Origin of the sequence: Klebsiella sp. K5-306 (assembly GCF_051835185.1) — a bacterium.
In the GTDB taxonomy this organism is placed as follows: Bacteria; Pseudomonadota; Gammaproteobacteria; order Enterobacterales; family Enterobacteriaceae; genus Klebsiella; species Klebsiella oxytoca.
The window spans coordinates 85,982-104,610 of the sequence record NZ_JAIFJY010000004.1 but is presented as its reverse complement, the minus strand read 5'-3'; the positions used below and the strand labels follow the sequence as shown (position 1 = coordinate 104,610).

Below are 18,629 nucleotides of genomic sequence, written 5' to 3'. Positions count from 1 at the left end.
ATTAGTTTTTTTTATCTGAGCTATTATAATTTGTCCGTTGAGCTTCTACCAGCAAATACCTATAGTGGCGGCACTTCCTGAGCCGGAACGAAGAGCTTTTTTTGGAATGCGTGTTCCAACAAGCTTTTGGCTTACGGTTGTGATGTTGTGTTGTTGTGTTTGCAATTGGTCCGGGTTTGCGGACCATGGTAGCGAAGCTACCCCTTTTCACTTCCTGTACATTTACCCTGTCTGTCCATAGTGATTTAATGTAGCACCGCACTGCGCGGTGCTTTTTTTTGCCTGCTATACCTGAATCAGTTATCCAGCTCGCCCAGCTGTTTGACGTCAGAACGGTTGATCTGCTGCTTGTTACCCCAGGCATCTTTGTACGAAATCATGCCAGTATCATTGTCCGTTTGCGGCTTACCGTCGGTGACGATGGTGCGCCCATCGTTAGTGTGCATCACGTAGTTAGAGGAACAGGCGCTCAGGCCAAAGGTCAGCACACAGGCAGAAATAATGGCGGCAGTCTTATTCATTTTCATCTTTCTCTCCTTACGACTATTTATACTGTTTATGATTCGTTCTGTACCAGGTTAAAACACAAACCCAACACTATTTAGCATAACCATCTTTCACGCCGGCGAATTCATATTCAGAAAATTCCAGTAGTTAGCAGAAAACTTGTATCACCCGCTGATTTGCGCGACGATCCTGGTATCGATACGAGGAGTCTCATGAACGCATTCAACCCCGCCCAATTTCGCGCTCAGTTTCCGGTGCTGGCCGACGCTGGCGTCTATCTTGATAGCGCAGCGACGGCGCTCAAGCCGCTGGCGGTCATTGAGGCCAGCGACCAGTTCTATCGCCTCAGCGGCGGTAACGTCCACCGTAGCCAGTTTGCTGCCGCCCGGCAGCTAACCGACCGCTATGAAAACGCGCGCGAACGCGTGGCGGCGCTGCTCAACGCCCCTTCCGGCCAGGATATCGTCTGGACGCGCGGCACCACTGAAGCCATTAACATGGTGGCGCAATGCTACGTGCGCCCGCGCCTGAAGCCCGGCGATGAGATTATCGTCAGCGAAGCGGAACATCATGCCAATCTGGTGCCGTGGTTAATGGTTGCAGAGCAAACCGGCGCGAGGATAGTGAAGCTACCGATCGCTCCCGATCGCCTGCCGGACGTGGCCGCGCTTGGCGCGCTCATCACGCCGCGCAGCCGGGTGCTGGCGATTGGCCAGATGTCCAACGTCACCGGCGGTTGTCCGGATTTGGCGCAGGCGATTCGCCTGGCCCACGATGCCGGGATGGTGGTAATGGTCGACGGCGCGCAGGGGGCGGTGCATTTCCCGGCGGACGTTCAGACGCTGGATATCGACTTTTATGCTTTTTCGGGCCATAAGCTCTACGGGCCGACCGGCATCGGCGCGCTGTATGGCAAAAGCGAACGGCTGGCGAAAATGTCGCCGTGGCTCGGCGGCGGTAAAATGATCGCCGAAGTCACTTTCGACGGCTTTAAAACCCAGCCCGCGCCCTGGCGCTTCGAAGCGGGAACGCCCAATATCGCCGGGGTGATTGGCCTGAGCGCGGCGCTGGAGTGGCTGGACGAGACGGATATCGCACAGGCGGAAAACTGGAGCCGTGGGCTGGCGACGCTGGCGGAAGAGGAGCTGGCGAAACGTCCGGGATTCCGTTCGTTCCGCTGCCAGGACGCCAGCCTGCTGGCGTTTGATTTTGACGGCGTTCACCATAGCGATATGGTGACGCTGCTGGCGGAATCGGGGATTGCGCTGCGCGCCGGTCAGCACTGCGCTCAGCCGCTGCTGGCGGCGCTTGGCGTCAGCGGTACCCTGCGGGCCTCATTCGCGCCTTATAACACGCAGGACGATGTTTACGCGCTGGTGCACGCCGTGGACCGCGCTCTGGAAATACTGGTGGATTAATGACGACTTCTCACCCTTTTGGTACCCGCATCACCGAAGCGACCCTTCTCCAGACGTTTACCCCGCTCAGCCAGTGGGAGGATAAATACCGCCAGCTAATTTTACTGGGTAAGCAGCTCCCTGCGCTGCCGGACGACCTCAAAGCGCGGGCTAAAGAGATTGCCGGTTGTGAAAACCGCGTCTGGCTGGGACACTTCATTGACGTCGACGGTAAGCTGCATTTCTTCGGCGATAGCGAAGGCCGTATCGTACGCGGCATGCTGGCGGTGCTGTTGACCGCCATTGAAGGCAAAAGCGCCGCTGATCTGCTGGCGCAGGATCCGCTGGCGCTATTTGATGCGCTGGGGCTGCGCGGCCAGCTGAGCGCCTCGCGCAGCCAGGGGCTCAACGCCCTGAGTGAGGCGGTGCTCGCCGCCGCCCGCGAGGTTGAGGTTTAAGCTCATCCCGGGGCGGCGCTTGACGCGCCTTGTCCGGGCTACGGGTTCGTGCGGTTTTGTCGCCCGGACAGGTGCGCAGCACCGCCTCCGGGGAATTGTCTTGTAGACCGGGTAAGGTGCCTGCGCCGCGACCCGGGAATTTACGCCGTCTGCCGCTCCGCCTTCGCCAGCATTTTCTTCAGCGCATGGGAGACGGCGACAAAGCCAAAGGTTGCGGTTACCATCGTCGCGGCGCCAAACCCGGATGCGCAATCCATTCGCTTCGGCCCCTCAGCGGTGCTTTTCATCGCACAAACGCTGCCGTCCGCCTGCGGATAAACCAGCGCTTCGGTGGAAAACACGCAATCCACGCCGAGCTTACCTTTGCTGTTCTTCACCACCCCAAACTGGCTCTTCAAACGCTCACGCAGCTTTGCCGCCAGCGGATCCTGGATGGTTTTCGCCAGATCGGCGACCTGGATTTGCGTCGGATCGATTTGTCCGCCCGCGCCGCCGGTGGTGACCAGCGGCACCTTATGGCGACGACAGTAAGCGATTAACGCCGCTTTCGGGCGCACGCTGTCGATGGCATCGATCACATAGCTAAAGCCAACGCCCAGATACTCGGCGACGTTTTCCGGAGTGATAAAATCGTCCACCACCGTCACCCGGCACTCGGGGTTAATCAGGCGAATGCGTTCCGCCATCACCTCGGCTTTCGCCAGACCTACGTTGCCGCCAAGGGCGTGGATCTGGCGATTGGTGTTGGTCACGCAGACATCATCCATATCGATGAGGGTAATCGCGCCAATTCCGGTTCTCGCCAGCGCTTCCGCCGCCCATGAGCCTACGCCGCCGATGCCGACCACGCAGACGTGCGCGTCGGCAAAACATTGCAGCGCCTTTTCACCATATAAACGCGCCGTGCCGCCAAAGCGCTGGCGCCAGGCATCGCTAATTACAACAGACATATAACCTCAAAATAAGTGGACATTCCCGGGTCACGAGGCAAGGGCCTTACCCGGGCAACAAAATCAGCCGTCGCTCCGGGAAATATTCCCGGATTACGTCGTCAATGGCTTATCCAGGCGACCGTAGCCCCGGTAAGCGCAGCGCGACCGGGGAAAATGTGAGAACTAGCCGCTAAAGACGTTGCCTGCGCCCGGGGCGTTTTTCAGCACCCATACGCGGCCATAGTGGTTATACCAGCCGGCACGGTGCCCGGCATCCGGGCCAATGCCCTGGTAAATATCGAAGTGCTGGCCTTTAATCGCCCCGCCAACATCAAGTGCCACCATTAAACGCAGCTCGTACTGGCCGTTAAACTTACCGTTATTATCCAGCAGCGGCACCTCCGCCAGAAGCGTGGTGCCTGCAGGAACAATGGAACGGTCGGAGGCCACCGACGCGCGACCGATCAGCGGCACCGCGCTGGCGCCTTTCACCGGCGCGAAGGACTGCGGTTTAAAGAAGACGAACGACGGGTTCTGCTCCAGCAGCTCGCGGACTTCCGCCTCGCTGTGCTTTTCGCCCCATTCGCGAATTGCCTGCATCGACATATCTTCGCGCTTTACTTCCCCGCGGTCGATCAGCACTTTACCGATGCTGTAATAGGGCCAGCCGTTTTTCCCGGCATAGCTAAAGAAGTTCAGCGGCGAGCCGTCGCCAAAATCAATGTAGCCGCTGCCCTGCACGTCCATGATGAAGTTATCCATCAGCGAGTTGCTGTAGGCCAGGATGTAGTTGTCGCTCAGAGCCCCGGCGTAGATGCTGGCGCGGGACGGCAGCTTGCCGCGCTTCGGCGGCATCCGGTAAATCGGATACTGGAACTCGCCCTGGCGAGTATGACGCGCCTGAACCACGGGCGTGTAGTAGCCGGTAAACTGGACGTTACCGTAGTTATCCGTTCCCTGCATCTGCCAGGCGTCGATACCAAACTGGCTCAGCGTACGGGTATCGCCGCCGGAACGCAGCCACTCCTGAACCGCATTGTAGACGTTGCTCTGGCTGGTATAGAGGCGCGGAGAGGCGCTACGAATCTGTCTCACCTGCTCGGAGAAATCGCCGGCGTTGATCGGCGAACCTACCGCATCAGGTTGGTTAACCAGTGAAAACGGCTGGGTGAGTTTACCTTCATTATACTGCTGACCGCGATCGGTCGGTTTTGAGGAACAGGCGGCCAGCATTGCCAGCATTGCGCCTGTTACTGCATATTTTGCCCAACGTCCTTTCATGGTATCTCTTCTTTATGCTGCTAAGCCCGGGTGCGTGATGAAGATAACAAACCCCCAGGGCTAATGAAATGCGCTTAGGTACCGCAAAGGCAATTTTGCGCAAAAAATAGGCTGGAAGTGATTCTATATGCACCATTTTTTACAAAATTGATGATTTCTGCCAAAAAGGGTTGCATCAAAACGTTAGCGGAGTATAGTGCGCTTCCACGGACGCGGGGTGGAGCAGCCTGGTAGCTCGTCGGGCTCATAACCCGAAGGTCGTCAGTTCAAATCTGGCCCCCGCAACCAATTAAAATTTGATGAAGTACAAGCAGTACGGTGACGCGGGGTGGAGCAGCCTGGTAGCTCGTCGGGCTCATAACCCGAAGGTCGTCGGTTCAAATCCGGCCCCCGCAACCAATCAAAATTTAAGACAATATAAGCAGTACGGTGACGCGGGGTGGAGCAGCCTGGTAGCTCGTCGGGCTCATAACCCGAAGGTCGTCGGTTCAAATCCGGCCCCCGCAACCAACATCATAAACACCCTCAAGGGTGTTTTTTTGTTTCTGCGATTCGCAAAATCTTATACCTGATTCAGGGAACGGCTAAGCGCCGCTCCCTCACATTCTCAGCCCTTCGGCAACACAATATTGCTCGCCGCCAGCATCCCCATTTCGTGATACATCGCGCAGGCCGCTTCAACGATCGGCATCGCCAGCGCCGCGCCGCTGCCTTCTCCCAGGCGCATCCCCATGTTCAGGTAGGGTTCCAGCTCGAGATGCATCAACGCCGTACGCGCCCCCTTCTCCGCCGAATAGTGCGACGGGATAAGATAGGGTTTTACCTGCGGCGCAATTCGGCACGCCGCCAGCGCCGCTGCGTAGGAGAGGAAGCCATCGAGCACCACCGGCAGACCGCAGGAGGCCGCGCCCAGCATCACACCCGTCATCCCCAATAAATCAAAACCGCCCACTTTTGCCAGCACGTCCAGACCATCATGCGGATCGGGGCGGTTAACGGCGATGGCCCGTCGTACCACCTCAACTTTATTGCCGACCTTCGCCAACGGCAGATTAGCGCCAATTCCCACCACCTCCTGGGCATCGCTGCCGGTCAGGACGCTGACGATTGCCGCCGCCGGGGTGGTATTGGCCATTCCGAGCTCCCCGACGCCAAACAGCGTGACGCCATCCTCCGCCAGCCCCCGGGTATAGCGCATCACCTCCAGCAGCAGCTCTTCCGCCTGGCTGCGGCGCATTGCCGGACCAACGGCGATATTGCCGCAGCCGCGCGCCACGCGCATGTTGATGACGCCCGGTATCAGCTCGGCATCGATTCCAACATCAATCACGTGCATCTTCGCGCCCGCCTGCGCCGCCAGTACGCAAACGCCGGTTTTGCCCAGCGTCATATTCGCCGCCTGAATTGCGGTCACCGCTTTTGGCGAAATGGCGACCCCTTCGTCCCACACGCCGTGGTCGGCGCACATCACCAGCAGCGCCTTTTTTTTCACCTGCGGCACACCTTCAAGACCGGGCATACCCGCCAGCTGCACGGCAAGATCTTCAAGGCGTCCAAGGCTTCCGGGCGGTTTCAGCAGACCATCAATATGAAGCCGGGCGCGCGCCATCGCGTTTTCATCAGGCGCAGGGATCGCGCCCAGTAGAGAGGTTAAGCTTTGCATAGAGGTTCTCGTCTTGTTGGCTGACTCATCGCAGAGCCAGCAGGAAGAATAACGCCCGTTACGGCGCGCCTGGCCTATTTGATTTTTACGCCAATGCCCGACACCACCAGCCACACCTCGTCTGCCGCCGCCGCAAGGCGCTGGTTGACGCGTCCGGCGATATCGCGGAAATGGCGGGCAAGACGGTTTTCCGGCACAATCCCCATCCCTACCTCGTTGGTCACCAGCACCACGCGGGCCGGGCAGCGCTGGCAGGCGGCAATCAGTACCGCGATTTCGGCGTCGATCGCCCGCTCCATCGCCGCATAATCCCAGCCGTCCGGCGAGCTGTCGCCCCCCAGCGCAAACAGCAGGTTGGTCACCATGGTGGTGATGCATTCCAGCAAAATCGCCTCCTCTGGGGCGATATCCGGGGTGATCAGCTCATCAAGCTGCTGCCAGCGCTCGGCGGTGCGCCAGTGCGCGGGCCTGCCGTCGCGGTGGTGCTGGATCCTCGCCGCCATCTCGTCATCAAAAACCTGCGAGGTGGCGATATACAGTACCTGCGGCGCATGGGCGATCAGCGCTTCGGCATGGCGGCTTTTACCGCTGCGCGCCCCGCCGGTCACTAAAGTCAGCATACGGGCTCCTGATGTTGGCGCATGATGGCGTAGATTTTTTCGATATCAATATGCTGACGCATCGCGTCCGCCAGCAGATCGAACTGGCGCGATTTATACTGCGCATACTCGAAATCGCTATCCAGCGCCGCCAGCCCTTTACGCTGGCGCAGGCCGTTAACCAGCGCGCGGGTAAATGCATCGCTATCGAACAGGCCGTGCAGATAGGTGCCAAACGCCAGGCCGTCATCGCTGACCGCGCCGTCCGCCACGCTCAGGCTGCCTTTATGTAATTGCATCAGCGAACGGCAGCCGTCGCGCAGCTCGGTTTCGCCCATATGAATTTCGTAGCCGCTTACGGTCAGCCCCGCCGTCGCCGCCAGCCACGCCGGCAGCGCTGTTGCCAGGGTCGCCGTTACCTGGGTCGTCGTCTTGCTTTGCGCAAAGTGGGTGACGGTATTTAGCAACCCCAGCCCCGGCTGCGTGCCAAGCCCCGACTCTACCTCATCGATAATGGTTTCACCGAGCATCTGATAGCCGCCGCAGATCCCCAGCACCGGTACGCCCTGACGCCGGGCCTGCAGTACCGCATGCGCCATGCCGCTCTCGCGCAGCCAGCCGAGGTCGCCGAGCGTATTTTTACTGCCCGGCAGGATCACCATATCCACGCCCGCCAGCTCCTGCGGCTGGCGAACATAGCGGACGCGGACGTCCGGCTGCGCCGCCAGCGCGTTGAAATCGGTAAAATTGGAGATGTGCGGCACCTGAATCACGGCAATCTCAATATCGCGCCTGTCGGTGCGCAGATATTTCCCTTTTTGCAGCGCGACGCCGTCCTCATCTTCAAGATCGACGTCCAGCCACGGCATGACGCCGAGCACCGGGACGCCGGTGAGCGTTTCTATCTGCTCGATCCCGGAATACAGCAGCGCCACGTCGCCGCGAAATTTATTAATAATCAAGCCCTTGACCCGCGCTCGCTCGCGATCGTGCAGCAGCGCGAGCGTGCCGTAGATAGAGGCGAATACGCCGCCGCGATCGATATCCGCCACGAGGATCACCGGGCACTGGGCCATCTCGGCCATGCCCATATTGACGATGTCGCGATCGCGCAGATTGATCTCCGCCGGACTTCCTGCCCCTTCCAGCACCAGCACATCATGTTCGGCGGCCAGGCTGTTATAAACCGCGAGGATCTGTTCCCGCAGGCGCGGTTTATATTCGTGATAGCTCACCGCGTCCATATCGGTCGCCACCTTGCCCATCAGCACCACCTGCGCTTTGCGGTCGCTGGTTGGCTTAAGCAGCACCGGGTTCATGCGCACATCCGGGATAATACCCGCCGCTTCGGCCTGGAAAATCTGCGCGCGGCCCATCTCTTTGCCATCCGGCGTGATACCGGAATTAAGCGCCATATTCTGCGATTTAAACGGCGCGGTGCGCTGCCCGTCCTGATAAAAGATGCGGCACAGCCCCGCGACCAGCACGCTTTTGCCGACGTCAGAAGCGGTGCCCTGTAACATAATTGCCAGCGTCATGACGCCTCCTTCATCGCGTTGCTTCGCATCCGCGTAAAAAATTCTTCTTCGGTTTTACACAACGGCAGCCCGAGCTGCGCGTGCAGTTTCACCAGCCACGGCTGGGTGAGCCCGGCCTGGGCCATCAGTTCGCTGCGGGCAAACACCGCCCCGGGTTCGCCGTGCGCCAGCACTTCGCCGCGGCGTAACACGTAAACCGCATCGCTGATTTCATAGATCAGATCGATATCGTGGCTGGAGATCGCCACGTGGTTGCCCCGATCGGCAATACGCTTAATGATGTCGATCATCTGCGCGCGTCCCGAAGGATCGAGACCCGCCGTCGGCTCGTCGAGCAGTAAATAGCGCGCCTGCAGCACCAGCGCGCCGGCTATCGCCACGCGCTTTTTCTGCCCGTGGCTCAGGCACTGAATCGGCTGGTGACGAAACCCCTGGGCATCGACGAGAGTCAGGGCATCGTCCACCCGGCGGGCAATTTCCTCTTCCGCTACGCCCAGGTTCCGCAGGCTAAAGGCGATATCGCTGTCGATATCGGTATAGAAAATCTGCTGGTCCGGGTCCTGGAAAACGGTCGCCACCTGCTGACGCAGCGCCAGCAGGCCACGCTTGCTGTAGTCCAGCGGTTTTCCTTGCCATTGCACCGCCCCGCTCTGCGGGCGCAGCAGACCGCTCAGGTTCATAAACAGCGTGGATTTTCCGCAGCCGTTCGCCCCTACCAGTCCGGTCACGGCGTGATGGGAAAAATCCAGCGTCAGCCCCTTCAGCACCGGCTCGTCCTGATAGCGAAACCAGAGATCGGTCGTGGCAAGCATACTTATCCTTAAAGGTGAAAATCACCCTGATACAGTTTGATATCCAGCGTGGTGCTCATCTGCTGGTAGCGAATCATCACCCGGGTAAACAGCAGTCCTACCAGCATCGCCAGCGAACGATAGCCCTTCGGCACGCTACGGTAGCCAAAACGTAATGTTTGCGCACGGTGAATCGCCAGCGCTTCGTCTAAAAGAATAAAAATAAAGCGCCAGGTCAGCAGGATTTGCTCGGTCAGCAGCCGCGGTACCCGTCCGCGCTTGAGCAGCAAAATAAGCTGCGGGAACGGCAGATTCAGCACCAGCCAGAAGGTGGACGCCAGCGCCGCCAGGCTGCGCCAGAAGGTCTGATTGGCGGTCGTCAACCCCTCCGACGTCATGCCCAGCCAGACGCTGCCCAGCGGTAGGCTCACCAGCAGATCCTGCGGATTGCGGCTAACGCTGAACAGAATGGTCAGCACACCGATCAGCAGGAAGCCAAACGGCAGCGCCATCCAACGGCACCAGCGCCACGGCGAGACCCGCAGCAGCCAGCAGGTTAAGGCGGCAATCAGCGCCATTTCGATACCCTGCCCCAACGGAGGCAGGGTAAAAGCCAGCACCATCAGCAGCAGCCAGAACAGGAACTTGCGCTCCGGTGCGACGTGAAACCAGCGGCTCTGATAGCTGAGTCGGTCAAACCCGGTCATCACGGCGCTGTCTGCCTTTGCTGTAGCCCAGAATATAGAAAATTACCGCCGCGCCGAGAGAGCCCTGAAGCGTAAACAGCAGGCTCTCAATTTCTCCGCTAGCCGGTTCGTACAGCGGCTGGAACCACGGCTCATAATGCGGCGCGACCACCTGAATCTGGCTCTCCGCCTCGCCGTCTGAACCGCCGAATTCGCCGCCGTGATCGACAAAGAACGGCAGGATCACCAGCGCCACCACCATGGCGAACAATATCAGCGTCTTTTTCATGTTAATGCCCCTGTGCGGTAATCAGCTGACGTTTGGTCAACTGGTCGTAGATCATGACGGTTAACAGCCCTTCAGCAATGGCGATCGGGATCTGCGTCAGGCAGAAGATCCCCATAAACTTGACGATCGATCCGGTCGCGCCGGCGGAGGGATCCGGAAAGGCCACGCCGAGCTGTACGGAGGTGACAAAGTAGGTCACCAGATCCGCCAGCATCGCGCAGAGAAACACCCCGACGTCGCGGCGAATGCCCGCGCGGCAGGCCATTTTCCACACCATATAGCCAACCACCGGCCCGATGACCGCCATCGACATCCCGTTCGCGCCGAGCGTCGTCAGCCCGCCGTGCGCCAGCAGCAACGCCTGGAACAGCAGTACGATGGCGCCAAGGATCGCCACCACGCCAGGCCCGAAGAGAATCACCGCCAGGCCGACGCCGGTCGGGTGGGAACAGCTGCCGGTTACAGAAGGAATTTTCAGCGCCGAGAGGACAAAAATAAACGCCCCGCACAGCGCCAGCAGCACCTTCTGATTGTTATCTTCCTGCACAATGCGGCGCAGGCGCACCAGCCCGTACCACAGGCAGGGTAAAAACAGCAGCCACCATGCCAGGGCCCACATCGGCGGTAAAAACCCCTCCATGATGTGCATCGCGAAAGCCTTTTCGGGAACCACTATCAGCAATAGCGCCGCAGCTAACCCGCTGAAAGACAGCTGTTTTAGCTGTTGTTCAAGTTTCATTCTGCATACTCCCACTGTTTATTGACCAGAATGGTCGAGAAATAGGGCAGCGGCTGGTCGTCGCTGACGTCATTGAGATGGCGCCAGCACTGCTCGCCCGGCAGCGTGGCTTCAGACATCATCAGCGCGGCATCCAGCAGACCGTTTTTCGCCAGCAGCGCTTTGATGCGGGGAAACCGCCCGTACACTTTCATCAGCACCAGGCTTTCATGCTGGCGCAGCGCCTGCTCGATTTCCGTTTCCGGCGCGGTGCATGAGATCACCGCCAGCGATTGCTGCTCCATGGCCAGCGGCGTTTTTGAACGCGCGGCAATGGCGGCAAAAGAGGTGACGCCGGGAACAATCTCCAGCCACTCCGGGCAGCCGATACGCTGGAGTAAGAACACCCAGGTGCTGAACAGCATGGCGTCGCCGAGGGTAATAAAGCCGACCTGCTTGCCCGCTTCCACTTCCTGAACCAGCGCGGCGGCAACCTCATCCCACACCGCCTCTTTTTCCGCGCTGTCGGCGCTCATCGGGAAATGGCAGCAGCGTACTTCGGTCCGTTCGCCGATATACTCGCGCACGATGGAGAGCGCGAGGCTGTCGCCGCCTTTACGTCCGGCGGGCGCGTAGAGAATGTCCAGCGTGCCCAGCACCCGCGCCGCGCGCACGGTGATCAGGTCGGCGGCGCCAGGGCCGGTACTTAAGGCATATAGTTTGCCGCTCATGCCGCCTCCTCCATTGCCAGGCTCAGCGCCTGCTGCAGGTGAGCGACGAACATTGCGCGCACCGCCGGATTCTCTCCCAGCCCGTTCAGCCAGGGCGTCGCCGTGATACCGGCGGCGTTGAACAGCGTTTTCCAGGAGTCCTCTTCGTCCGAGGCCATATCGTTAATGGCGTGATCGCCGGCCACCAGCATCAGCGGCATCAGGTGCACGCCCTTCACCCCCTGCTGGCGCAGGCTATCGATAAGAATATCGACTTCCGGATAGCTCTCGACCGCGCCGACCCGCGCCGGAAATCCCTTCGCCGTCATCATATGATCCAGACAGGCGTAGGCGGCGAAAGCGTGATGGCTGGCGCCGTGGCCCATAAAGACCACCGTTTCATCGACGGCAAGCGGCGGCATCTGCTGGCGCAGCGCCTGCATCAGCTGGACATAATCGTTATGGCTGCTCAGCAGCGGCGCCCCCAGCGTCAGGTGGAGGAACAGCGGGCGCAGGCTTTGCACTTCGCGGACGATCTTTTCATACTCATCGCCGTTGATAATGTGCAGCGACTGAATCGCCACATCCTGGTAGCCCTGCTCGGCCAGCTTCTGCAATGCCTGCAGCGGCGTATCAATCTCGATACCGTCGCGCTGTTTGAGCTTGCGGATAATCATCCCGGAGGTGAAGGCGCGAAACGTGTCGCGGTCCGGACAGCTGGCCGCCAGCTCGCGCTCGCAGGCGACGATGTTCTTTTCACAGGTGTCGGGATAGCTGGTGCCAAAACTGACCACCAGAAGCGCTTTTTTCATTTCTGACTCCTTAAGCAGCGGCCAGCCAGCGCGATAAGCGCCGGGCAAAGGCAGCCTGACTTTCCAGTAACTCTTCACCCGTCACCAGCGGCGCCGGGCGCGTAATCACGATGCAGGGGATACCGGCATCCAGACAGGGTTGTACTTTTTCCTGATAGCCGCCTTCGGCGCCGGAGGCTTTGGTGATCACCACGTCGGCCCGGCACTGGCGGTAGAAAGCGGCGTTGAACGCGGCGCTGAACGGCCCACACAGGGCGAAAATCTCGCCTACGCCAAACCCCAGCGCGGCGCATTGCGCGATGACATCGGCGACCGGCAACACCCGGGCCAGCAGCGTTTTGTCACCTAATCCCGCCCGCCAGCGCGCCAGATCTTTACTTCCCGTGGTGAGCAGCACGCGCTGGCCGAAACGCCGCGCCACCTCGCAGGCTTGTTCAATGCTCTCCACGGTATAGAGCAGCGGATGCGTCAGGCCGCTCAGCTGCTCTGGGCGCTGATAGCGGCTCAGCAGCACGCCGGCGGTTTCACAGGCCCGGACGATATTGCGGCTTACCGCTTCGGCGTAGGGGTGCGAAGCATCGATCACCCAGCGGGTCCGGTTAGCCTTCAGCCAGGCGATCATCTCCTCCAGCTCGAGGCGCCCGCAGCGCACCTGGCCGCGAATATCCCCCGCCAGCTGCTGACCGGTGGGCGTCGCCACCGACAGGGTGTAGGGGACCTGCGCCGCGTCAAGCTGCTGACACAGCGCCCTCGCGTCGCTGGTTCCGCCCATCACCAGCACCTCGCCGTGGCTCACAGCACGTAGCCTCGCGGCGTGATCATCAGGCCATCCTGGATATACGTCGCTTTGTTGCCGACGATCACCAGGCTGGTCATATCGACCGGTGCAAAATCCATCTCCCCCAAGGTAGTCAGCCATTTCTCCTGTTTTTTACGTCCAGCGGATTTCACGACTCCCACCGGGGTCTGCGCGCTTTTACTGGCCGACAGCAGCTCAAAGGCGCGCGCCAGATGGCCCTCGCGGCCGCGGCTGCGCGGATTGTAAAAACAGATGACGAAGTCGGCTTCCCCGGCGGCGACAATGCGTTTTTCAATCACCGGCCACGGGGTCAGCAGGTCGCTGAGGCTGATATGGCAGAAGTCGTGCATCAGCGGCGCGCCCAGCAGCGAGGCGGCGGCAATGCTGGCGGTCATCCCCGGGATCAGGCGGACTTCCACATCCAGCTTCTGCTTGCTGACCAGTTCGAGCACCAGTCCGGCCATGCCGTAAATACCGGCATCGCCGCTGCTGATCAGCGCCACGTTATGCCCGGCCTGCGCCAGCTCAATCGCCGCCTGGCAGCGCTCAATCTCTTTGCACATTCCGGTTTTGATCACCTGCTTATCGCCGGTAAAGGCTTTCACCAGGTGCGTGTAGGTCTTATAGCCAACGACGATTTCCGCCGCCTGCAGCGCTTCAATGGCCTCCATGGTCATCATGGACTGCGAGCCAGGGCCGATTCCGATTACGCTTAACATCAGTGTGAAACTCCCAAAGTAATAGTGACGCCCTGTTCGCGCAGGGTTTCGCCTAACAGTTGCCCATGGCTCAGCAGCCAGGCCGCCGGACCGGATACGCTCCCTACGCCGACGGTTTTTCTGACGAACGATGAAGCGGGAAAGTGATGCTCATGCTCTCGCAGGGCATCAGCGGGAAAGGTTTCGAACGGTACGCGACAGCAGGAAGCCAGCTGAATCAGCCCCTGCTCGTGCTTCTTCAGCGTGACGCTGCCGATAGCTTTCAGCGCCAGCGGATCCAGGCGCTGCGCCTCAAGCTGGCGCGCCAGCAGCGCCGCTAATAGCGGGAATGGCGTATCGCGGCGGCAGCCAATTCCGGCGACCACCCGCTGCGGCACCAGCTTCCAGTGCGGCACGGCGATCGGCGGCAGTTCGTTGCGCAGCGTGACGCAGACCAGCGCATCCAGCTCGGGAAGCTGGTGCAGATCGGTCACGGTGATAAACCCCCGCCGGTCGCAGTGGCGGACGTCTTCATCCAGCTCTTCGTCCCACCACAGACCGACGCGCTGATGGCTGACCAGCATCTGGTTGACGGTTTTCACCGCCGCGCGGAAGTCGCTCATCCGGGCATTAAGCTGGAATGCCAGCGTATCCAGGGCCGCCAACTCGTTGACGTCGGTGGCGGTGGTGATCACCGGGTCGGCGCCGAGCATCCCGGCCAGATAGCGGCTGAGGGCATTCGCGCCCCCCGCATGGCCGGAAAGCAGGCTAATGACGTGCTGGCCGCGTTCGTCGATCACCACCACGGCCGGATCGCTGAACTTATCATTGACCAGCGGGGCCAGCACGCGTACCGCGATCCCGGTGGCGCCGATGAAAATCAGCGCCGAATAGCTGCTGAAGGCCTCGCGCGCGGCGCTGGCAAAACCGTTTTCAAAGGGGAGAAAACCCTCTTCCAGCAGCTTCTCGCTGGTAAAGCAGGTTAACGGCAGCATCGCCGCCAGCCGTTTCGCCAGCCGAACGCCCCCTGGCGTCAGGCAGAAAAGTGCGATTGATTCAGGCTTTACGGTATTCATGGCTAAAGTCCGCCGCGTAGAGTTTTGAGTAGTGATACTCAGAGCCCAGGAAATTCCCGACCAGAATGAGCGCCGTTTTGCGGATCCCCGCCTCGCGTACCTTGTCGCCGATATCCGCCAGCGTACCGCGTACGGTCTGGCTTTCCGGCCAGGTCGCTTTATAGATCACCGCCACCGGCGTGGTTGCTGGATAGCCGCCTTCAATCAGGCGCTCCGCTACCCGGTGAATGCGCTGCACGGAAAGGTAAATCGCCATTGAAGTCTGGTGGCTGGCAAATGATTCAAGCTGCTCGCGCGCCGGCACCGGCGTGCGCCCTTCAAGGCGGGTGATGATCAGGCTCTGGGAGACTTCCGGCACGGTGTACTCGACGCCCAGCTCCGCCGCCGCGCCCAGAAACGCGCTGACGCCCGGCACCACCTGCCAGTCGATACCGCGTTTGGTCAGCTCTTCGCCCTGCTCGCGGACCGAGCCATACAGCGACACGTCCCCGGTCTGTAAACGCACTACCGTTTTCCCGGCTTTAACGCCGGCTTCCATCAGGTCGAGAATTTGCTCCAGATGCAGTTCGGCGCTGTCGTGACACTCGGCGCCGGGCGGACAATACTCCAGCAGCTCGGTGTTTATCAGCGACCCGGCGTAGATCACCACCTGGGCCTGCTGCAGCAAGCGGTAGCCCTTGAGGGTAATTAGCTCACGGTCGCCCGGCCCTGCGCCAACGAACCACACACTACGGGGGTCAAATGTCTCAGCCATGGTTTTCTTCCTTCTGACAGGCGATAACAAAAACGGGATTATTCGGTTTGAAATAGTGGCCGCTGCCCAGCGCGGTCAGCGATGAAACGTTCAGCAGCAGGCAATCAATCTGTGTAATCCCCCGCTGCTGCAGATAGTCGAGAGCCGCGTTCAGGTTCTCCTGCAGGATAAAAGTCATCACCAGACGGCCGCCGGGATAGAGCTGCTGCCACGACCAGTCAATCAGTTCGTCGAGACGGCCGCCGCTGCCGCCCATAAAAATGGCGTCGGCCCGCTCGGTAATCACCATCGGCGCTTCACCGGGCAGGATCTCAATATTGCCGCAGGTGAAATGCTGGCGATTTTCGTCCAGCAGCCGGAGAGCCGCGGGGTTGCGTTCGATGGCGGTTACCTGCAAAGAGGGATACTGCAGCGCCGCCTCAATCGACACGCTGCCGGTACCGGCGCCGATATCAATCAGGTGGCTTGCCCGGTGCAGTTCAAGTTTGGCCAGCGCCAGCGCGCGAACCGCTTCTTTGGTCATCGGCACCTTCTCGCCGCGCAGAAAAAGCTCATCTTTCATCGAGGATCACCACCGCGTTCATCTCATATTCGGCATCGACCTCACTGACCGGTAGCCAGTGGATCCGCTCGTTATCCATCGCCAGATTTTCGCCAATCACCATCCAGCGATACCCTTTACCCCGAGCCGCCAGCTGGGCGGCGATTTCCCGCGGCCCGCAGCGTCCGTCGGTCACCATCGCCACCTTGCGCTGACGCGCCAGCTCATCAAAACAGACGTCTCGCCCGTGGCTGCTGGTCAGCCAGATATCGTTCATATCGATACCGGCCTTCGCGCAGAGATACTGCACCGCGCTGATGCCGGGAATAATGCGCACGCGATCGATGCCAAAGTGGGCTATCAGCCGCGTGCCGATCCCGTAAAAGAGCGGGTCGCCTGAGGCCAGCACCACCACCTTCTGCGCTGCGCGTTCGCCGAGCCAGACCAGCAGTTCGGCAATATTGGCGCCCAGCGCAAACCGTTCGCCGCGAAATCCGGGGAACTGCTGCAAATGCCGCTTACCGCCTACCAGCGCATCCGCACTGGCGACCGCATCTTGCGCCGCCGGCGTCATCAAATGCAGGCCTGACGGCCCCATGCCAACCACCGTTAACATGACATCTCCCGCGCAATCTCGGCCACCGGGCGATTGCTGCCGAGGACCTTGTTATCAAAGGAGAACATGATGGCGTCGCAGACGGGCGGCGTTTTGGTAAAACGCAGCATCTGCATCACCCGCAGGCAGATGCGTTCAGCAAGATGGTTATAGATAGGCTGAAAACCGTACGCGTCAATGTGCTCCATCGCCGCTTCGGTGGTATCGCATTCGCTCACCAGTTGCAGCAGCGCCAGCGGCGCCCCCAACAGCGCCAGATGCGCGACCAGCGTTTCCATGCGCGCATCGGCGATATGGCTGTGGGTATGGAAGATCCCGGCGGCGACTTTAATCAGCTTGCCGGGATGGCCAATCAGCACAATCTGACGGAACCCGAGGCGGACGGCCTCTTCAATCATGTAGCCGACGAAGTTGCTCATGGTGACCACCACCTGCGAGTCGATGCCCATCTGCTCGCGTACGAAGCGTTCACCGTGGTTGCCCGGCACCAGCACCACCCGCTCCAGCCCCGCCGCGCGCTTAATTTCCAGCTCCAGCGACAGCGAACGCTTCCAGCTCTCTTCCGACATCGGCGTCACGATACCGGTGGTGCCAATAATCGAGATACCACCCAGGATCCCCAGCCGCGAGTTATAGGTTTTCTGCGCCCGCTCCTCGCCCTCCGGGGCGAAAATCTCTACCGTCGCCCCGCGCGACGGGCCTATCGCTTCGCGCACCGCCGACTCAATGGTGTGGCGCGGGGTGCGGTTTATCGCCGGGCTGCCGATAGGCAGGCCGATTCCTTTACGGGTGATGGTGCCGATACCTTCGCCGCCGCGCAGGGTTATCTCGCCGGAGTCGTCGAGCGTCACGCGGGCGAAAATCAGCATGCCGTGGGTGGCGTCAACGTCATCGCCGCCGTCTTTACGAATCGCGGCGATCGCCTGCTGCCCTTCGACGTGCGGTGATTCGACGTTAAGACACAGGGTGACGCCGGAAGGAGTCACAATGGAGACCTGATGAATGAGGTGCTGGCGCATCACCATCAGCGCCGCGACCTTTGCCGCCGCCGTCGCGCAGGATCCGGTGGTATAGCCTTTACGCAGCGCCTTGCCGTTGTGCCACACCGGGGCGTCGAAGGATTGCTCGCTCATCTCGCCCCCTGTAAGTGGTATAAAATGGCGTTGACGATAGCGGCGGCGACGTTGCTGCCGCCTTTACGACCCAGCGCGGCAATGCCCGGCAGGCCGCTCTGCGTCAGGGCGTCTTTCGACTCCGCCGCGCCGACGAAGCCGACCGGCACGCCAATCACGCCGTTGACCGCGACATCATGCTCCAGCAGACGAAACAGCGCGGTGGGCGCATTGCCGAAAACAAACACCTTCTCGCCCTCTTCGGCAACCGCAATATCGACCGCCGCCATCGAGCGGGTCATCCCCTGCGCTTTGGCCTCCGCCACCACGCGCGGATCGCTGATATAGCAGCGGCACTCGCCGCCGAATTTCGCCAACAGAGTTTTATTGATCCCGGAAAGGGCCATGGTGGTATCGGTATAAAGCGTGCAGGGCTGGCTCAGGGCGGCGCTTAAGCGAGGAAGCACGTCGGGAGAAAACCACAGGATATCCAGCCAGTCAAAATCGGCGGTGGTGTGGATCACCCGCTTGATAATGGCTTCGTGTAGCGGGCTGGCAAAGCGGTAGTCCGGGCGGGTCTGCGCAATAATGTCGCCAATAATGTCGAAGCTTTTCGCCTCAATCGCCTGCGGTTGCTGGATATAGTGCATTC

The 18,629-nt window shown here is 60.4% G+C and carries 22 protein-coding genes and 3 tRNA genes; 5 read left to right on the top strand and 20 right to left on the bottom strand.

Annotated features, from left to right (window positions below):
* Nucleotides 1-296 precede the first annotated feature (296 nt).
* Nucleotides 297-521, bottom strand: a complete 225-nt coding sequence (locus K2184_RS08150) for a YgdI/YgdR family lipoprotein (RefSeq protein WP_024274638.1) — start codon at nt 519-521, stop codon at nt 297-299.
* Between the two features lie 198 nt (nt 522-719).
* Here K2184_RS08150 and csdA point away from each other — a divergent pair, with 198 nt between their 5' ends.
* Both csdA and csdE read left to right on the top strand, forming a co-directional pair.
* Entirely contained in the window at nt 720-1,925 is a 1,206-nt protein-coding gene (csdA, locus tag K2184_RS08145; protein ID WP_163525859.1) for a cysteine desulfurase CsdA, read from the top strand.
* A complete protein-coding gene (csdE, locus tag K2184_RS08140) occupies nt 1,925-2,362 on the top strand; it encodes a cysteine desulfurase sulfur acceptor subunit CsdE (protein ID WP_160886999.1) in 438 nt (145 codons plus the stop codon). The genes csdA and csdE overlap by 1 nt, the downstream gene beginning before the upstream one ends.
* Nucleotides 2,363-2,502: 140 nt before the next feature.
* Here csdE and tcdA read toward each other — a convergent pair whose 3' ends face one another.
* On the bottom strand, nt 2,503-3,312 hold the full coding sequence (tcdA, locus tag K2184_RS08135) for a tRNA cyclic N6-threonylcarbamoyladenosine(37) synthase TcdA (RefSeq protein WP_004105082.1): 810 nt from the start codon (nt 3,310-3,312) through the stop codon (nt 2,503-2,505).
* Nucleotides 3,313-3,477: 165 nt separating this feature from the next.
* On the bottom strand, nt 3,478-4,575 hold the full coding sequence (gene mltA, locus K2184_RS08130) for a murein transglycosylase A (protein WP_004105083.1): 1,098 nt from the start codon (nt 4,573-4,575) through the stop codon (nt 3,478-3,480).
* 211 nt (nt 4,576-4,786) lie between these two features.
* Here mltA and K2184_RS08125 point away from each other — a divergent pair.
* From K2184_RS08125 to K2184_RS08115, 3 genes are all read left to right on the top strand, one after another.
* Nucleotides 4,787-4,863 (top strand) — tRNA-Met (locus K2184_RS08125).
* 34 nt (nt 4,864-4,897) lie between these two features.
* Nucleotides 4,898-4,974 (top strand) — tRNA-Met (locus tag K2184_RS08120).
* Nucleotides 4,975-5,008: 34 nt separating this feature from the next.
* Nucleotides 5,009-5,085 (top strand) — tRNA-Met (locus K2184_RS08115).
* Nucleotides 5,086-5,182: 97 nt separating this feature from the next.
* On the opposite strand, the gene cobT is transcribed toward K2184_RS08115, so the two are convergent.
* The 17 genes from cobT to K2184_RS08030 form a co-directional block, all read right to left on the bottom strand.
* Nucleotides 5,183-6,238 carry a nicotinate-nucleotide--dimethylbenzimidazole phosphoribosyltransferase gene (gene cobT, locus K2184_RS08110; RefSeq protein ID WP_016809884.1) on the bottom strand — a complete coding sequence of 352 codons (1,056 nt, stop codon included), beginning with the start codon at nt 6,236-6,238 and terminating at the stop codon, nt 5,183-5,185.
* A gap of 74 nt (nt 6,239-6,312) precedes the next feature.
* Nucleotides 6,313-6,858 (bottom strand): bifunctional adenosylcobinamide kinase/adenosylcobinamide-phosphate guanylyltransferase, encoded by a 546-nt coding sequence (cobU, locus tag K2184_RS08105; RefSeq protein ID WP_004105085.1) that lies wholly within the window; start codon nt 6,856-6,858, stop codon nt 6,313-6,315.
* Nucleotides 6,852-8,375: a cobyric acid synthase gene (locus K2184_RS08100; RefSeq protein ID WP_163525623.1), complete on the bottom strand. Its 1,524-nt coding sequence runs from the start codon at nt 8,373-8,375 to the stop codon at nt 6,852-6,854. Before K2184_RS08100 ends, cobU begins: the two co-directional genes overlap by 7 nt.
* Complete coding sequence (locus K2184_RS08095; RefSeq protein WP_163525625.1) at nt 8,372-9,187, bottom strand: energy-coupling factor ABC transporter ATP-binding protein; 816 nt, start codon at nt 9,185-9,187, stop codon at nt 8,372-8,374. The genes K2184_RS08100 and K2184_RS08095 overlap by 4 nt, the downstream gene beginning before the upstream one ends.
* 8 nt (nt 9,188-9,195) lie before the next feature.
* Nucleotides 9,196-9,873 (bottom strand): energy-coupling factor ABC transporter transmembrane protein, encoded by a 678-nt coding sequence (locus tag K2184_RS08090; protein ID WP_004105090.1) that lies wholly within the window; start codon nt 9,871-9,873, stop codon nt 9,196-9,198.
* Nucleotides 9,860-10,141 carry an energy-coupling factor ABC transporter substrate-binding protein gene (locus K2184_RS08085; RefSeq protein WP_004105092.1) on the bottom strand — a complete coding sequence of 94 codons (282 nt, stop codon included), beginning with the start codon at nt 10,139-10,141 and terminating at the stop codon, nt 9,860-9,862. Before K2184_RS08085 ends, K2184_RS08090 begins: the two co-directional genes overlap by 14 nt.
* A 1-nt stretch (nt 10,142) precedes the next feature.
* Entirely contained in the window at nt 10,143-10,880 is a 738-nt protein-coding gene (gene cbiM / locus K2184_RS08080; RefSeq protein ID WP_163525627.1) for a cobalt ECF transporter S component CbiM, read from the bottom strand.
* Nucleotides 10,877-11,590 (bottom strand): cobalt-factor II C(20)-methyltransferase, encoded by a 714-nt coding sequence (locus K2184_RS08075; protein ID WP_004105097.1) that lies wholly within the window; start codon nt 11,588-11,590, stop codon nt 10,877-10,879. Before K2184_RS08075 ends, cbiM begins: the two co-directional genes overlap by 4 nt.
* On the bottom strand, nt 11,587-12,381 hold the full coding sequence (gene cbiK / locus K2184_RS08070; RefSeq protein WP_163525629.1) for a sirohydrochlorin cobaltochelatase: 795 nt from the start codon (nt 12,379-12,381) through the stop codon (nt 11,587-11,589). Before cbiK ends, K2184_RS08075 begins: the two co-directional genes overlap by 4 nt.
* Nucleotides 12,382-12,391: 10 nt before the next feature.
* On the bottom strand, nt 12,392-13,177 hold the full coding sequence (locus K2184_RS08065) for a cobalt-precorrin-6A reductase (protein ID WP_004105100.1): 786 nt from the start codon (nt 13,175-13,177) through the stop codon (nt 12,392-12,394).
* Entirely contained in the window at nt 13,174-13,899 is a 726-nt protein-coding gene (locus tag K2184_RS08060; protein ID WP_004105101.1) for a precorrin-3B C(17)-methyltransferase, read from the bottom strand. The genes K2184_RS08065 and K2184_RS08060 overlap by 4 nt, the downstream gene beginning before the upstream one ends.
* Nucleotides 13,899-14,954, bottom strand: a complete 1,056-nt coding sequence (gene cbiG / locus K2184_RS08055) for a cobalt-precorrin 5A hydrolase (RefSeq protein WP_023321549.1) — start codon at nt 14,952-14,954, stop codon at nt 13,899-13,901. The genes K2184_RS08060 and cbiG overlap by 1 nt, the downstream gene beginning before the upstream one ends.
* A complete protein-coding gene (locus K2184_RS08050) occupies nt 14,935-15,708 on the bottom strand; it encodes a cobalt-precorrin-4 methyltransferase (protein ID WP_004114994.1) in 774 nt (257 codons plus the stop codon). Before K2184_RS08050 ends, cbiG begins: the two co-directional genes overlap by 20 nt.
* On the bottom strand, nt 15,701-16,270 hold the full coding sequence (locus K2184_RS08045) for a decarboxylating cobalt-precorrin-6B (C(15))-methyltransferase (RefSeq protein WP_004105104.1): 570 nt from the start codon (nt 16,268-16,270) through the stop codon (nt 15,701-15,703). Before K2184_RS08045 ends, K2184_RS08050 begins: the two co-directional genes overlap by 8 nt.
* Complete coding sequence (locus tag K2184_RS08040) at nt 16,260-16,865, bottom strand: cobalt-precorrin-7 (C(5))-methyltransferase (RefSeq protein ID WP_004114996.1); 606 nt, start codon at nt 16,863-16,865, stop codon at nt 16,260-16,262. Before K2184_RS08040 ends, K2184_RS08045 begins: the two co-directional genes overlap by 11 nt.
* Nucleotides 16,859-17,998, bottom strand: a complete 1,140-nt coding sequence (cbiD, locus tag K2184_RS08035; protein WP_004114997.1) for a cobalt-precorrin-5B (C(1))-methyltransferase CbiD — start codon at nt 17,996-17,998, stop codon at nt 16,859-16,861. Before cbiD ends, K2184_RS08040 begins: the two co-directional genes overlap by 7 nt.
* The gene (locus K2184_RS08030; RefSeq protein WP_004105109.1) at nt 17,995-18,627 is read right to left on the bottom strand and encodes a cobalt-precorrin-8 methylmutase; all 633 of its coding nucleotides are present in this window, start codon (nt 18,625-18,627) and stop codon (nt 17,995-17,997) included. The genes cbiD and K2184_RS08030 overlap by 4 nt, the downstream gene beginning before the upstream one ends.
* Between the last annotated feature and the right edge of the window lie 2 nt (nt 18,628-18,629).